At 32.3% G+C, this 15,802-nt stretch carries 16 protein-coding genes; 6 read left to right on the forward strand and 10 right to left on the reverse strand.

What is annotated here, in order from left to right:
* Window position 1 precedes the first annotated feature (1 nt).
* Entirely contained in the window at window positions 2-574 is a 573-nt protein-coding gene (locus BUB80_RS01775; RefSeq protein ID WP_073290350.1) for a hypothetical protein, read from the reverse strand.
* Window positions 575-639: 65 nt separating this feature from the next.
* On the opposite strand from BUB80_RS01775, the gene BUB80_RS01780 reads away from it, so the two are divergent.
* Window positions 640-1,176, forward strand: coding sequence for a hypothetical protein (locus BUB80_RS01780; protein ID WP_073290352.1), 537 nt, complete (start codon window positions 640-642; stop codon window positions 1,174-1,176).
* A 1-nt stretch (window position 1,177) separates the two neighbouring features.
* Here the strand turns inward: BUB80_RS01780 and BUB80_RS01785 are convergent, their stop codons facing one another.
* The 9 genes from BUB80_RS01785 to tssD form a co-directional block, all read right to left on the reverse strand.
* The gene (locus BUB80_RS01785) at window positions 1,178-1,951 is read right to left on the reverse strand and encodes a leucine-rich repeat domain-containing protein (RefSeq protein ID WP_175549554.1); all 774 of its coding nucleotides are present in this window, start codon (window positions 1,949-1,951) and stop codon (window positions 1,178-1,180) included.
* A gap of 13 nt (window positions 1,952-1,964) precedes the next feature.
* Entirely contained in the window at window positions 1,965-3,509 is a 1,545-nt protein-coding gene (locus BUB80_RS01790; RefSeq protein WP_073290356.1) for a hypothetical protein, read from the reverse strand.
* Window positions 3,510-3,511: 2 nt separating this feature from the next.
* Complete coding sequence (locus tag BUB80_RS23785) at window positions 3,512-3,928, reverse strand: hypothetical protein (RefSeq protein ID WP_073290358.1); 417 nt, start codon at window positions 3,926-3,928, stop codon at window positions 3,512-3,514.
* A gap of 47 nt (window positions 3,929-3,975) precedes the next feature.
* Window positions 3,976-4,119 (reverse strand): phage baseplate assembly protein V, encoded by a 144-nt coding sequence (locus BUB80_RS24045; RefSeq protein WP_394334052.1) that lies wholly within the window; start codon window positions 4,117-4,119, stop codon window positions 3,976-3,978.
* 15 nt (window positions 4,120-4,134) lie between these two features.
* Window positions 4,135-4,698 carry a hypothetical protein gene (locus BUB80_RS01800; protein ID WP_073290360.1) on the reverse strand — a complete coding sequence of 188 codons (564 nt, stop codon included), beginning with the start codon at window positions 4,696-4,698 and terminating at the stop codon, window positions 4,135-4,137.
* The gene (locus BUB80_RS01805; RefSeq protein WP_073290361.1) at window positions 4,695-5,633 is read right to left on the reverse strand and encodes a hypothetical protein; all 939 of its coding nucleotides are present in this window, start codon (window positions 5,631-5,633) and stop codon (window positions 4,695-4,697) included. The genes BUB80_RS01800 and BUB80_RS01805 overlap by 4 nt, the downstream gene beginning before the upstream one ends.
* A complete protein-coding gene (locus BUB80_RS23530; protein ID WP_175549555.1) occupies window positions 5,617-5,790 on the reverse strand; it encodes a hypothetical protein in 174 nt (57 codons plus the stop codon). Before BUB80_RS23530 ends, BUB80_RS01805 begins: the two co-directional genes overlap by 17 nt.
* Before the next feature lie 2 nt (window positions 5,791-5,792).
* Entirely contained in the window at window positions 5,793-7,748 is a 1,956-nt protein-coding gene (locus BUB80_RS01810) for a type VI secretion system Vgr family protein (protein WP_073290363.1), read from the reverse strand.
* 123 nt (window positions 7,749-7,871) lie between these two features.
* On the reverse strand, window positions 7,872-8,279 hold the full coding sequence (gene tssD, locus BUB80_RS01815) for a type VI secretion system tube protein TssD (RefSeq protein WP_073290365.1): 408 nt from the start codon (window positions 8,277-8,279) through the stop codon (window positions 7,872-7,874).
* A gap of 494 nt (window positions 8,280-8,773) precedes the next feature.
* Here tssD and BUB80_RS01820 point away from each other — a divergent pair, with 494 nt between their 5' ends.
* The 5 genes from BUB80_RS01820 to BUB80_RS01840 all read left to right on the forward strand — a co-directional run bounded on the left by BUB80_RS01820 (window position 8,774) and on the right by BUB80_RS01840 (window position 15,720).
* On the forward strand, window positions 8,774-10,930 hold the full coding sequence (locus tag BUB80_RS01820) for a glycoside hydrolase family 97 protein (protein WP_073290367.1): 2,157 nt from the start codon (window positions 8,774-8,776) through the stop codon (window positions 10,928-10,930).
* A gap of 111 nt (window positions 10,931-11,041) precedes the next feature.
* Complete coding sequence (locus BUB80_RS01825) at window positions 11,042-12,091, forward strand: succinylglutamate desuccinylase/aspartoacylase family protein (RefSeq protein ID WP_073290368.1); 1,050 nt, start codon at window positions 11,042-11,044, stop codon at window positions 12,089-12,091.
* A gap of 126 nt (window positions 12,092-12,217) precedes the next feature.
* The gene (locus BUB80_RS01830; protein ID WP_073290370.1) at window positions 12,218-12,739 is read left to right on the forward strand and encodes a nuclear transport factor 2 family protein; all 522 of its coding nucleotides are present in this window, start codon (window positions 12,218-12,220) and stop codon (window positions 12,737-12,739) included.
* Window positions 12,740-13,024: 285 nt separating this feature from the next.
* Window positions 13,025-14,557 (forward strand): GMC oxidoreductase, encoded by a 1,533-nt coding sequence (locus BUB80_RS01835; protein ID WP_073290372.1) that lies wholly within the window; start codon window positions 13,025-13,027, stop codon window positions 14,555-14,557.
* Window positions 14,554-15,720 carry an MFS transporter gene (locus tag BUB80_RS01840; protein WP_073290373.1) on the forward strand — a complete coding sequence of 389 codons (1,167 nt, stop codon included), beginning with the start codon at window positions 14,554-14,556 and terminating at the stop codon, window positions 15,718-15,720. The genes BUB80_RS01835 and BUB80_RS01840 overlap by 4 nt, the downstream gene beginning before the upstream one ends.
* Window positions 15,721-15,802: the final 82 nt, after the last annotated feature.

Consider the following 15,802-nt stretch of genomic DNA (forward strand, 5'->3'; position numbering starts at 1 on the left):
GCTAATGGTTTTTACTTTTTTCTCCGCTATTATTTTTTACTTCCAATTGAGCATTTTTATTAATGCTTTTATTAGAACTTAGTTCCATATCTTCATGAGATATTTCATTTCTATCCTGCTTTGTCTCACTATGTACCTCACCTTCTATCATTTCTGTAAGCTTTCCGGTGATAAAAATATTGGCATCTCCAATAACAGAAGTTGTTTTGATGGCACCTACGCTTTCTGCATGGTTCATTCCGATATTGTCAGATTTGTTCATGCCTACCGTAGTATTCATATTTTCAGAAGCATTGATATTGATGTTTTTTGCGGTAATAGTAATGGTTTCCGGAGCGGTGATATTAATGTTTTTTCCAACGGTGTCCAGATGGATCTCGTTTCCGCTCTTGTCAGAGATAATAATACTTTCGTCTTCTGTAAAGACTACTTTATGTCCACTTCTTGTCTGAATCGACTTTACTTTATTATCGATTCCTCCCCCTAAACCTGTCCCTCCATGGAACATTCCACCCATCACAAAAGGTCTGTCGGGATGTCCGTGTTGGAAATTAACCACCACTTGATTATCCAATTAATAGTTGTATATAAAATACTTAAATAATGTTATTTTGTTAAAAGTTTTTGTTAATTTTAACTATGTCTTTTCTCTTTCTAACTCTTTTTACTCATACATATTATCATTTACATACAAGTGATTCTGAACTTGATATTACTATTTTTTTCTTTGGATTTATCTTAGTGTCACTTTATATTCTTTATCTTATCATCATTAAAATTTCAGAAGTTACAAAAGCCAAAGACCGTGAAAAAATAAATGAGAAAAGGATACAACTTTTGCTAAAATCTGGAATGAAAATGGAAATTGATCTAATCGATTCTGTAGTAAGTATTTTAGAAAGAAAAGATATAGGAGAAAGTGAACTTTCTTCAACGATTAATATTTTTATCCCTGTAAATTTATTGAAAGAAGCTTTTACTTATCAAACAAAAGCACTAACAACTACAGTAAAATTAAAATATCAGATTGAAAATAAAAAATATTTTAAAGAAATTACTTTACCTTACTCACAAGAGACTGTCATCATATATTTTAAATTACAAAAAACAACTAATATTTATTATGATAGAAGTGACCCAAAGAACTCTGTTATTGATTTAAATTTCATCAAGTAAATTATTTTTTTTCATCATAATAAAAATTAATTTTCCTTTTTTCACAAATAGATTTTACTTCTTTGTAATTTTTTAACTTTAATCTCCTTGCATTAATTGTTTCTAATTTTGGGATACTTAAAATCTCAATGGGTATTTCTGTTATTTTAGTTCCTGAAATATTAATCCATTCAAGATTAGACATGTTATTTAAACAATTTGGTAAATCAGAAATAGGAGTATTTTCTAAAGTAAAATATTTTATCTTTTGTAATTTACAAATATTAAGAGGTAAGCTATTGATAAAAGTATGATCCAAATTAATACTTTCTAAATTTGAAAGATAACTTATTTTATTATCTATTGAAATAATAGGATTATTACTTAAATCAAGATAAGTTAAATTTTTAAGAGTATAAAAAGAATCTGGTAAACTATTAACACTGTTATTTGAAATATTAAATTCGACTAATTTTGACAATTTACCTATACTATTCGGAATGTTGCTTACTTTTTTCTTTTCATTAACTATTTGAAATATTCTCATCTTTTCAAAACTTCCAATCCAATTGGGAATACTTGAAGTTTCATTCATTAATATCAGATCAAGATTCTTTAGACGTAAATATGTAAGAGAATCCCTTTTTATCCATAAAGAATCTAGTACCATCCTGTTAGTATTTTCAACAGGGAATTGTCTCAAAATCTCTTCTTTTTTATCATAGGGTATATTATTATATTTTTGACAAGAATATAATAATGGAATGAATACTAGAAATTTTATTATAATTCTCATATTTTTAAATCTTTTATATATAAAGCATAATATAATGATTAACTGTTGAACGATTGTATTTATCCTTTTCTTCAATACTTTGAACCAATATAGAATTTTCAACATTACCCTTACTTAAATCTGTCATATAATTCTCAAAATCTAGCGATTTTTTATTATATTCAAATATTTCTTTTTTTAATAATTTATTTAGAAGTTGTTCTGAAATATCAATTAAACTAAATCCTAATTTATAATCTTTATTAAGCGGTGAATCTACTGCTCGCTTAACTGAATTTCGTCCTTCGTTAATTGCTATTTGCAATTGTTTATTCCAATTTTCAATAATAAATTCATCATTCTCAGCCTTCATTTTATTAACCTCCATTGTCACAAAAGGCGGAATAATAGATGGTGTTGGAATTTCATGATCAGCAACACCTCTCAATAAAGCTGTCATATCAGAAAGGACTCCAAAGATACCTGCGATTTCCCCAACAGTTTTTATCGTTCCAGCTAATCCTCTTTGTGATTGTGCTTCAAGCTGATTTATACCTTTTGAAGTTTCTCCAGGGATTCCTGTACCTCTATTTACACCAACTTTTATTTTATCTTTAAAATTTTTATCAATTTGAGAAATATCTAATTCATAGTATCTTGATGTGGTACCTTTTCTTCCTGTATTGAAAATTAATTCACCTTTTTCCAGTTTTCTTATCGCAATTTTGTATGCTTGTTTTTCAAAAGAAGTCATTTCTTTTTTTATATCACCTGTATATGGTTTTGATAAAGTATTAATTTTATTTGAATGTAATCCATTTTTTATTGCCGTTTTAAAAGTATTAACATACCAAGGACTTCCATCTTCTGTGGAATAGATTGCTGGTAATAAATGCTCATTTGAAGCATGTACAAAAATAATAGGCTCAACAATTGGTTTGGGTTTTACTTTTAGATAATTCCATGTTTCCCAAGGAAGTTCTGCAATTTCGGGTAGGTTGTTTTCATCAATATATCTGCATCGAAAAAAAAGTTCTAAATCTCTTCCTTCGTCATTGCTAATCATTTTGGATAAACTGTCTTCATCTAATAGTAAATTGACTACTATTTCGGAATTTTCATCTAACTCCCAATCTGTTAAAACTACATTTCCATTCGATGTATTACTTACAAGGTTAATAGTTTCATATTCTTTAGTATTTTTATGACCCACAAGTTCTTTATTCATAAAACTTACTATATACATAAGAAGATCAAAATCATCCCATTCCCTTAGTTCAAGATTTACTTTTTTACCTTTAGGAGATTTGATGTTCTTCATTTTCAAATGAAACTTTATTCTATCTCCAATTTGAGCTTCCTTTATTTCTTGTCCATCTTCATTAGTCCACCAACCTTTTTCAAAATATTTGTAAGAAGTAGGTGCTTCCTTAGGATCTCCAAAATTGGTTCCTTCATCTGCAGTAAAATGGCTTTCTTGTCCCGCATATACTGAAAATTGATTAGTATAAACTGTCCAACTTTCACATTCTATGTTATTTGACCCGCCTATAATTCGGGTAATTTTTCCTCCTGCCATATTTAATGCATATTAGATTTTTCACCACTATTATTATCAAAGCTTCCCTTCGTATGAATATCATTTCTCTTTTCTGAAACAATCTTCTTTTTCTCAGATTGATCAGTTACTTCTTTCGCTTTTGATTTTCTTTCTCCTTGTGCAATCTCCATAATATTTTTTGCAAGCAAAGAATAATCACCTCCGGCATTCTGTAACATCATTCCAATTGCACTACTTGTGTGATTAGCCCCAGCTATTTCCGAGATATTTTGCCCTGCGCTTGAGGTAATATTTTGTCCTGCATTAATCGTTACATTCTCTCCCGCATTAAACGTCATATTTTTTGGAGCAGTCAGGATAATATTACCCTGTCCATCCATCAAATATGTATTTCCGCTTGGGTCAATAATATTCACGCTGCCTTCATCATCATTCAAGAGAATTTTGATTCCGCTTTTGGTTTGTATGGATCTTAGATGATTATTTACACCACCCCTAAACCTGTCCCTCCATGAAACATTCCCCCCATCACAAAAGGTCTGTCGGGATGTCCGTGTTGGAAATTAACCATTACCTGATCTTCAACTTCTGAGATAAAAAAATCTATACTAAGTAGAAAAGATTTTATTACATTTTTGAAGAATTAGAATGATTTTCTATTTTTTCTAAAGGTGATCAATAAGGAGGATATAGTTAAAAAAGTCATTGCTCCTCCTGATATCAAAATGTAATTTCCAAAAAGATTTCCTGACTTTTTTATTTCCTCTAACGAAAAAGGAATTCCTGATAAAAATTCTTCAAAAGATAAATACATGAAATTTAGTAATATAAAAATGATGATATTACTTATTACCAAATATGTCATGTTTTTTTCATGAATATTAACGTAAATTAAATGAAATAAAACAATACTTAAAATAAAAGGAGTGCAGAAGAAAGCCTCATTACCAATAATAAAGAAAGAAAAAAATAATAAATTACTTATAAGTAGTAAGACAGTTTTAATTTTTTGGATATTAAATAACCAAACTGAATTTGCTAACAGAAATAATAATAATATTTTTATTAAATTATAAATTATTATTTCCCTACAATCATTAAAGTCAAAGCAATAATCATCTAAAAAAGCATTGTAATACAGTACAATAAAATATATCATTGTAATTAAAACTCCCAGTGTAATTTGTATTAAAAAGTTTTTTTTCATTCTTTAAATGTGTATTTTAAAAGTTTTTGCGGAGGTCCTTTAGGAGTGTCTCCAGCTTTAACATCTCTATATGCTCCTTGTGGTTGCCATGGATACTTTTTATCATCAAGAAAAATTTCTTTGCTTTTATAATCTCTAAATTCATCATCATATTTTATCCTTTCTTTAGGAAATATTTTTTCATCAAAATCTGCCATGTTTAATAATCTTCTATCTGCCCAATTACCCCAAGTTTCTTCATAATTTGAACGCCTTGCATATCCGTAAATATCAATTTTTAAATAATTTGCTAGATTTTGAGCCAAACTATTTCCATCGCCCCAAAGCAATTCTACGTCAGTTGAATCTTCTTCATTTATACCTGTTCTACACGCAAAACTATAAATACTTGCATCATTAAAAACTTTCTGACTTATTAATTTATAATTTTTTAAATTTAATTCATTTGCTTGAGCAGTTTCATTAGATGCAATTTTATTTTGTTCTTTATAAAGGTCCCAATCTAACAAAAAAGTTATTTTACTAGGGAGTCCGTGTGAATAAATATAGATATTTTTAACTTTATAAATATTTCCATACACATCAGGCTTTGTCCTATAATCATTACCTTTGGTTTTATATCCAGTGTTAATATAGTTGAATAACTCTGAAATATTATGTATGCTAAGTATTTTAATATCTTTCTTATAGTTTTTTAAAGATTTTTCAAATTCAATTATCATATTAGAAGAATAGCCTTGTTTGAAATAAATAACAGTTTGTACACTTGATATTTTGACACGTCTAATAGCTTGCGCCATGAACATTAATTTATTTTGTATTTTTTTATCATGAACCTCTGCACCAACAACTACAATATTTTCATTATATATCATAGTATGATTAATACTAGGTCTTCCGGGTTTATAATCACCAATACTATTTCCTGTTTCCATTTGAAAATATTTTTTTAGGGGTACTTAATACAAGCTTTCCATTTATAGCTTCGACCCATTTCGATTCTGTAGTTTCTTCAATCTTTTTTCCACAAACAACAGATTCTTTATTTGTTGTTTTTATAATCATGTTCTTGGAAGTCTTTATAATTGCCATAACTAAAAAAGATTTGATTTTTCACCACTATTCCATTCAATTGTTTTAGCACTTTGCATTACTATATTTTCTTGGGTTGTACTGATATCTATAGAATTAGAAAATGTTTCAGATTTTTTTGATTGTCTTAATATTGTTTCATCTACAATTTCTGTCCGATTATCAGACATTTCTATTCGGTCACCTTTTGCGGTTTCTACAATATCATTACCTGCAGAAATTGTAATGTCATTTCCAACGGTTATACTTTTGTTATTTCCAACAGTCATATTCATACTCTCACTAACATTAATGTTCATATTTTTACAATTCAAGGTCATTGTTTCCGGAGCGGTGATATTAATGTTTTTTCCAACGGTGTCCAGATGGATCTCATTTCCGCTCTTGTCAGAGATAATAATACTTTCGTCTTCTGTAAAGACTACTTTATGTCCACTTCTTGTCTGAATCGACTTTACTTTATTATCGATTCCTCCCCCTAAACCTGTCCCTCCATGAAACATTCCACCCATCACAAAAGGTCTGTCGGGGTGTCCGTGTTGGAAATTAACCATCACTTGATCACCTACTTCAGGAATCGCAACATATCCACGGTTTTGATTAATTTGATCTGTTCCTCCTGCATCCGGACTCATGACTCTGATGAAATCGGTGGTGTCATTGATTTGCCAGTCGAATCTTACACTTACTCTTCCTTGCCCATTAGGATCAGTATTTGAAATGACGGTTGCAATTTCCGACTGAGCGATAGGTGATATAAAACCTGGGGTAGGCATGAAGCCTGTTCCTTCTGCAATTCCTTCAAAAGTTCCTATATAATATCCACGGGCATCTACTTCATGAGTCGTTTCTGTGATCATAAGCGTTGTGAGATGACGTGTTTTATTAGAGTCCTGTTCCCGCATGGAAATATTGGCTACACAACCCGGATGTAGGAAAGGTTCTGTAGTAGAACCTGATGTTACAAATACATCTACCGCTTTACTTCCCGAAGCACTTTTCTGGGAATATTCTACGTCAAGGTGGGTTGTTGCTTTTATGGGGGCAACTCTTAAAGAAGGTGTTTTATATATCTTATCATTATTTTCATACGCTGTTCTGGCTAGATCTCCTAAATGTTTTATAGGTGTGGCTCCTGAACTAAGTTTTTCATTCTTGCTGCTGTTATAACCGTAAAATTGAGGCTTCGTGTGGGCTACATTCAACTCAACTTTAACTTCTGTTACATTGCTCCCATAAGTTAATTCTATGGGCGTATTAGGTTGGGAGAGTTTTCCGAAATGCAGAACAGAACCGTCGTAGAAGAATTGTTCTCCATAAGCCTCAGCCATTCTTGCCAAATAATTGTAATGGGTTTCGTCGTACTGACTGCTGTATAAAATTTGTGAGCTGTCATTGGTATTGATGTTCACATCATAAAATTGCGTATCAATTCCTTGCTTAATGACTTCATTGGCAATAATACCCATGTTCACTGATTGAGCACCCCCGAAACTTTGTGTATGGGGTGCGCCATCTAATAATATAGTGGGGCTGTATCCTTTAAGAACGATATCTCCTAAGCTGGTTTTCTCCTGGCTAAATGCTACTGAGCTAATAACACCCACAAAAGATCTATCGGGGCTCTTATCTACGCCTTTGTATTTGAAAGTAGCGGTTAAGCGTTTTCCTAATAATTTATGAGCATCTTCCAAATGATAACTTTGGCGCTCCTCTAAACTGTCATGCGCTAAAATGATTTCAAATTCATGATGCTTGACAGCACTTTGCGTTAATTTAAAATGTTTGAAATGTTTAATGGTTTTTCCGTCGGCAAGTACTTCCAGTTCTACCATTCTGTTGATTCCGGAAATTTTATTTTCCGAAATGCTTTTCGCATTGTTATCAGGCGTAAACGAAGGTGTTCTAAGTTTTGAATACTCCTCATTAGAAGGAATTTCATTTTTATTATTTTTCATATTGGTGTTTTTTGTGTTGTGTAATATAATTTTTACTATTTCATAAAATAAATAGAGTATTAAAATGAGATGAGGTAAAAAAAGGCCATCATAAATGATAGCCTTTCTATATAATGATTACGCTTAAGAACTTGGCCAAAGACCTTCGTAAGCAGAATTTCCATAGTTAATCTGTTCTGCACTTATTATAAAACTAATCAGCATACTGTTTTGATCTACTGCATCAAAGTCTACTTCATGCTGGATTACATAGCCGTTCTCCCAGCTCAAAGTAATTAATGTTCCTTCTTCATGAGATTTGTTAAAAGTAACTTCTCCGGAAGTTGGTTTGTATTTACCATTAAGCAAACTTTCCAGGATATCAGATTTTTCTGTAGCTTCGATTGTTAGTTTAATAATTGCGTTTGATGGGTCTGATGCTACACGTCCTGAAACGTCTGTAGATCTAGCGACACTGTAATTAAGTTTTAATAACTTTTGACCCTCGCTTCCGTTGAATTTTAAAATTCCTCTTGAATTTTTTTCCGCCATAATTTCTAATCTTTAAATTGTTAATATTGTGTTTTTCAATGCATTGTTGTAACAAATATAGAAGTCTTATTTTAATTGGAAAAACTTTTTCAGGACTTTTTTATATTTTGTAGTAGTTCTACGACTGACAAGTGTTAGGTAGGGAAAGGATCGTTTTTGAGCAATAATTGGTGGGGAAATCTTCTTGATTTCGAGGAAAAGGTAAATATAAGTAGGGCTTTGAGGATAGTATGATATCATCATTCAAGTCTTTTTATAATTGAGAGATTAGATGAAGTTAAAACTCAATAGCGATTATAAAAATTACGTTGGATAGTTTACTGTTATTCAAAATAATATGCTGTGAAATGATTTGAAAAGCGAATTTTTATAAGCTCTTTTGTATAGAAATACCAAAAATATCAAAATTAAAAGCCCGTGATGTTGAATTTATAGAGCGAAAGGTTGCTTTACCGAGACACTTTCATTATTTTTAAAACTTATAATTAGTCATTATGAAGAAAATTACAATGGGAGCAGTTCTGTTTTCTATGATGTTTGGAGGTTTGCATGCACAATCTTTACAATCGCCTGATGGTAAATTTGAAATGAATTTTCAATTAAAGGAAGGTATTCCTTATTACAATCTCAAATATAATGGAGCAGTTGTAGTAGAAGATTCTAAATTAGGCTTAAGGTTATTTAAAGACAATTCTATACAATTTGCTTCAGAAATTACAAAGAGTGAAGATACAAAGTTTGATCTGAATAATGGTTTCACAAAGACAGATGAAAAAAGAAATTCTAAAGATGAAACCTGGCAACCTGTACTTGGAGAAAAGAAGAACTATATCAATCATTATAACGAATTGGCATTAACGCTTCACCAAGCTTCTTCAGAAAGAAATATTGTGGTAAAATTCAGGTTGTTTAATGATGGATTAGGATTTAGATATGAATTTCCGCAGCAGAAAAACCTAAACTATTTTGTTATCAGAGAAGAAGATACCGAATTTGATTTTCCTACAGACATGAAAGCTTGGTGGATGGTTGCCGATTACGACTCTCAGGAATATCGATATCAGGAAACAAAAATTTCTGAAATTCCGGGAAGATGGGATAAGGCTTTTGATGCGAACGCTTCTCAGGCTTTGGTTAAAAATGCCGTTCAGTCTCCATTAATGCTTAAAAAAGAAGGAAAGAATCCATTATATGTAAATGTGGCAGAAGCGGCAGTATTAGATTATCCGGCTTCCCATTTGGAAGTGGATGCTCAGGATTTTAAATTTAAAACGCATCTTACACCAGATAGGCAAGGTGCAAAAGGATATATTCAGACGCCGTCTGTGACGCCTTGGAGAACAATCATTGTTTCGCCAAAAGCGGAAGAAGTGATGGATTCAAAAATGATCTTTAATCTGAACGAACCAACAAAATATACCGATACCTCTTACATTCATCCTACAAAATACATGGGTGTTTGGTGGGAAATGATCATCGGGAAATCTCAGTGGGCGTATTCTACCGCAGAAAATGTTCATTTAGATACAACTGATTTTTCGAAGTTAACGCCCAACGGAAAACATGCAGCAAATAATACGAAAGTTAAAGAATACATTGATTTTGCGGCAGAAAATGGCTTTCAGGGATTATTGATCGAAGGTTGGAATATCGGTTGGGAAGATTGGTTCGGACATTCCAAAGAATATGTTTTTGATTTTATTACACCTTATCCTGATTTTGATATTAAAATGTTGAATGAATATGCTCATTCTAAAGGGATAAAATTGATTATGCATCACGAAACTTCGGGTTCTGCAACGAACTATGAAAGATGGTCTGACAAAGCATTTCAATTAATGAATAAATATGGATATGATGCCGTGAAAACAGGATATGTTGGCGATATTATTCCAAGAGGTGAACATCATTATTCTCAATGGACAATCAATCATTTTTATAGAATTGCGGAGAAGGCCAATGAATATAAGATTATGGTCAACTCTCACGAATCAGTGCGTCCTACAGGAGAAAGCCGTACATATCCGAACTATGTTTCTGCTGAAGCAGCTCGTGGAACAGAATATGAAGCATTCGCAGGAAATAATCCGGACCATCAGACGATTCTTCCTTTTACAAGATGGATGGGCGGTTCTATGGATTACACCCCAGGTATTTTCCAAACAAAACTAGATTATTATTTCCCTGGAGATAAACGTTTTGTAAAGACAACATTGGCGAAACAATTGGCGTTGTATGTTACGATGTACATGCCGCTTCAAATGGCTGCCGATTTACCTGAAAACTATAAAAAGCACATGGATGCTTTCCAGTTTATTAAAGATGTAGCAGCAGATTGGGATGATACAAAAATTTTATCTGCAGAACCTGGTGATTATGTGATCACGGCAAGAAAGGCAAAAGGAACAGAAGATTGGTTTGTAGGAGGAATTACCGATGAAAATAAGCGAGATTATACCGTAGATTTTTCCTTCTTAAATAAAGGTGAAAAGTATGAAGCTACGATCTATGAAGATGGAAAAGATGCCGATTATATTAATAATCCTCAAAGTTATAACATCTATAAAAAGCAAATTACGAGTAAATCTAAGATTAATTTTAAAATGGTGAGAAGTGGTGGTTTTGCTGTTTCTGTGAAGCCTGTGAAGTAATTGAAAATACAATAATTAGATTTTTTTTAACGAATAATTTTAATCATATCGAGTCTTAACTTGTTGTGCAATATGGCAATAAGTTAAGACTTCAATTTTGAAAATTTAACTATGAAATTTATTTCAAAAATGGCTTTTTTATGCGGAATAGGATGGGGAGTAATGATGCATAGCCAAACCGTAAACCAATTGATAAATGAAAAAGGAGCATTCAGAAAAGACACCATATTCATCATTAAAAGTGATTTAAAGGAAACTTATTTACCTGTTACTATTATTAAAGGAAAAGAAAAAGGCCCCGTTTTCAGTATTGTTGCTGGGGTTCACGGGTACGAATATCCACCAATCATTGCAGTTCAGGAATTACTAAAGGAAATCAAACAAGAAAATGTAAAAGGAACTTTAATTATTGTTCCAATTGCTAATGTTGAAGCTTTTCAAAAAAGAACGCCTTTCATCAATCCTTTAGATCAGAAAAATCTAAATACAGCTTTTCCAGGTTCGGCAAATGGCACGGTTACAGATCAGATAGCGAATATTATCACGAAAGAAATTATTTCAAATTCAACTATATTTTTAGATATTCATGGAGGGGATGCAAACGAAGATTTGTTACCCTTTGTTTGTTATTACAACAGAAAAGATATACCTGAAAATACCAAATTGGCTCATGATTTATCTGCTCAGTCACAAATCAATTATATTGTTTCCTATCCATATAATATTACACAAGCAGAGCCTGCAAAATATGCTTTCAAGCAGGCGACTCAACAAGGGGTTACGGCATTGAGTATTGAAGCCGGAAAACTAGGAACTGTTCAAAAAGAAAATGTAGAAATGATTAAAAATGCTGTTTACAACATGCTTGAATATTCCGGGAACTATGTGAAAAGTAAAGCAAAAATTAAAAATAACAATAAACCAATACTTCTTAATCAGCAGGATTACATAAAGGTTCCTGTAGAAGGGATTTTCTACAGTGATTTTAAAAGTGGTGACCCAGTAAAGAAAAACCAAGTTGTAGGATTTATTACCGATGAATTTGGAAAGAAAAAGGAAGATATTATTTCCAATTCAGACGGAATCATTTTATATAAAGTAGGTACTCCGCCTGTGAATAAAGGAGAAACGTTATTTTGTATTGGCTACACTCAACAATAATTATTGATCAGAGAAAAAGGAAATCTTAGAATAACTAAAATTTTCGTTCTCCATAATTATGTTTTTGTTTACTTTAGACTTCTTAAAATGAAATTTTAAAACAACAGATTTCGTAATAATTTAAATATGAAAAAAACAACTATACTTTACGTAATTATCCTTTTCCTAATAGGATTTACAGGAATTTCAGCACAATCAAAAGAAGTGAAATTTGAAAAAGATAAAGTGCAGATCAATGCCATGCTTGATGGTTTTAATGTAGCTGCGGCAAAGGCTGATTTCAATACGTATTTTAATTATTTTGCTGATGAATCTACATTCATCGGAACAGATGCTACCGAAGTTTGGAATAAAAAGGAATTTATGGTTTGGGCAAAACCATATTTCGACAAAAAGAAAACGTGGAATTTCACTTCATTAAAAAGAAATATCTCTTTCAGTAAAGATGGAAAGCTGGCTTGGTTTGATGAGGTATTGGATACTCAAATGAAGATCTGCCGTGGTTCCGGAGTGGTAGAAAAAATAAACGGTGATTGGAAAGTAAAACAATACGTTCTTTCTATGACGATTCCCAATGAGGTTTCGGATAAAGTGATCGCTGAAAAAGCAGCTATTGAAGATGTTTTGATCCAACAACTGAAAAAATAAAACTTTAACTATTCAAGCCATGATTTTTAGCGAAAGATTCCAGTCTTGAACTTTTGGTACTTTTGCTTCAAGGTAAAAGGACAGAGCTAAAAATATATTCAACTTTTGAACCTGACTCATGAGATATCAAAAAAATCATCAGATACATTTACAAAATTTATCATAATTATAGCAAACCATCCATCATCGGATGGTTTTTTATTTATATAATCAATTGAAAATTAATTTTTTATTAAGCTACCCCTAATTTTTAATCTCTAATTTAGATAGATCAAATTAAAAAATATGTACGACATCATCATTATAGGAAGTGGGGCAGGAGGTGCAACAATGGCTTATCAATTAGCCGATAGCGGAAAAAAAATTCTCGTTATTGAAAGAGGCGATTATGTACCTGTAGAAAAAGAAAATTGGGATTCGGTAGAAGTTTTTGAAAAAAACAGATATACCACAACAGAACTGTGGCTCGATAAAAATAATAAACCTTTTCGTCCGGGAATGCATTATAATGTAGGAGGGAATACCAAGTTTTATGGGGCTGCTTTGTTTCGTTTAAGAGAAGAAGATTTTAAAGAAATACAGCATTATGGCGGAACTTCACCTGCATGGCCTATTCAATATGAAGATTTAAAAGGCTATTACCTTGAAGCAGAAAAACTATTTCATGTTCATGGTAAAAGAGGATCAGATCCTACCGAGCCTTTTGATGCAGAGCCTTATCCAAATCCGGCTTTGCCGCATGAACCAAGAATTCAGGAAGTGGTTGATGAACTATTTAATTATGGATGGCATCCGTTTAACTTGCCAATCGGGGTTAATTTTAAACCTCACGAAAGCGCTAATGCGCCTTACACTTTAGACCGTTTTGATGGCTTTCCCGATGCTGCTGAAAGAAAAGGAGATGCGCATCTTTGTTCATTGGCAAAAGCATTGGAATCTCCAAATGTTGAATTGATGGTCAATACAAAAGTGTTGAGACTGAATACAAATGAAGAAGGAACCAAGGTCACTGAAATTGTGGTAGAACAAAACGGCGAAACAAAGACATTGACTTCTGATATCGTTATTCTTTCCGCAGGCACAATCAATTCCGCGGCACTTCTGTTAGAAAGTAAAAGTGATAAATTTCCCAATGGACTTGCCAATTCTTCAGATCAGGTAGGAAGAAATTATATGTTTCATCAAAATACAGCATTGGTGGCATTGTACACCGAATCCAATCATACAAAATTTGGAAAAACATTTGGAATTAATGATTTCTACCATGCAAACAAAGGCTATGAATTTCCTTTAGGGCATATCCAGATGTTGGGGAAATCAGATGAACATCAGATTAAGGCAGATAGTCCTGTTGCGGCGCCAGGTTTTACATTTGAATTAATGGCGGAGCATGCGGTTGATTTTTGGTTAACCTCAGAAGATTTACCCAATCCTGAAAATAGAGTGACGGTAGAAAATGGACAAATAAAGATTAGTTATAGCTCAAATAATGAAAAAGGACATGAATTGTTGAAATCGGAACTGATTAAAGCATTAAAAGCTTCCGGCAAGTTTGAATCATTTCTTTTTAAAGGAATTTATTTCAGCAAAGGAATGGATATCGCTTCACCTGCTCATCAAAACGGCACAACAAAAATGGGACTGGATCCTAAAACATCGGTGGTTGATACCAACTGTAAAGCACATGATCTTGAAAATCTATATATTGTTGACGGTGGATTTTTCGTTTCAAGTGGGGCAGTGAATCCTGCGCTGACAATTATTGCCATGGCGTTGAGAGTCGGAAACTATTTGAAAAATAAGGTTCTGACATCATGAATTCAAGAACAATCCAAATCACCATCATCTTTTTATTAGCTTTTTTTACAGGAGTTAATTTTGTGGTATTTCCTGCATTGGGAAACGCTTTTACAGATCCTTCGGTGTTTGGTCTTTCATCATCACAATTTGGAAATTTGTTTATTCCGCAGGTGATTTGTATTATCGTTTCGTGTTTAGGGGCTCCGTTTTTAGTGAATAAAGTAGGTCCTAAAATTGTTTTGGTAACCGGATTATTATTAATGATAGCATCAACGGGGATCTTATGGATGCTTCAGTTTTTTATGAAGGATACTTCTTTGCTATTTCCTGTATTAATGGTTTTGGTGGCATTCACAGGTTCAGGTTTCGGACTTTCGATTACTACTTTAAATCCTTTAGCAGCAAGCTTATTTGAAAACAATAAATCTTCCGCCATCTTAATATTGCAGTTTTTGGTGGGCTTGGGAACTTCAACTTCTCCATTAATGATGAATTTGATAGGGAATGTAAACAATTGGATGTATGTTCCGGCAAGCATCTTTGTTTTAGTTACCATCATTTTTATCCTGTTTTTATTTTTAAAACTGGAAAAAGGAACATTTTTCGAACTTCCCAATCACTTTAAAATTCCTTCCAAATTATGGATATTTTTTATTGCCATTGTTTTGTATGGATTTATTGAAGGGACTTTCGGAAGTTTTGGAGCGATCATTCTTAAAAATCAAGGATTGGATAATAATAAAGCCAGTTTAGGACTCTCTTTATTTTGGGGCGGTATTGCTTTAAATCGTTTATTGTTCGGGATTTTTTCAAAAAATAATGATCTCTCTTATGTATTCCTTTTCTCCCCTTTGGTTGTTGCAGGATTACTTCTTTTATTATTGGTTTATCCAAATATCAATATCATCATATTCATGTTATTTCTGGTCGGATTTTTCATGGGAAGTATATTTCCGGGATCTATTGGTTGGGGAACGGTAGAATTTCCAACGTTGTCCGTTTTGGTATCTGGTTTTTTAATGGCAGCCAATCAAATTGGAACAGGAATTATTACCAATGTTTTAGGGAATTTCTCTAATCAAACCAATATCATTTTTCAATTTCTTATCGGTTGTATGATTCTCATTTGCGCTTTACTTTTCTATTTAAAGCGAAATTCTAAAATCAAAGAAGCCTTTTGAAATAACAAAAGCGGATCAATTCAAATCCGCTTTTTAATTTACTATAATCAGATTGGCTTTAGCCCAAACTTAATAATCTTAA

Source organism: Chryseobacterium polytrichastri, assembly GCF_900142445.1.
GTDB classification, from domain to species: Bacteria; Bacteroidota; Bacteroidia; order Flavobacteriales; family Weeksellaceae; genus Chryseobacterium; species Chryseobacterium polytrichastri.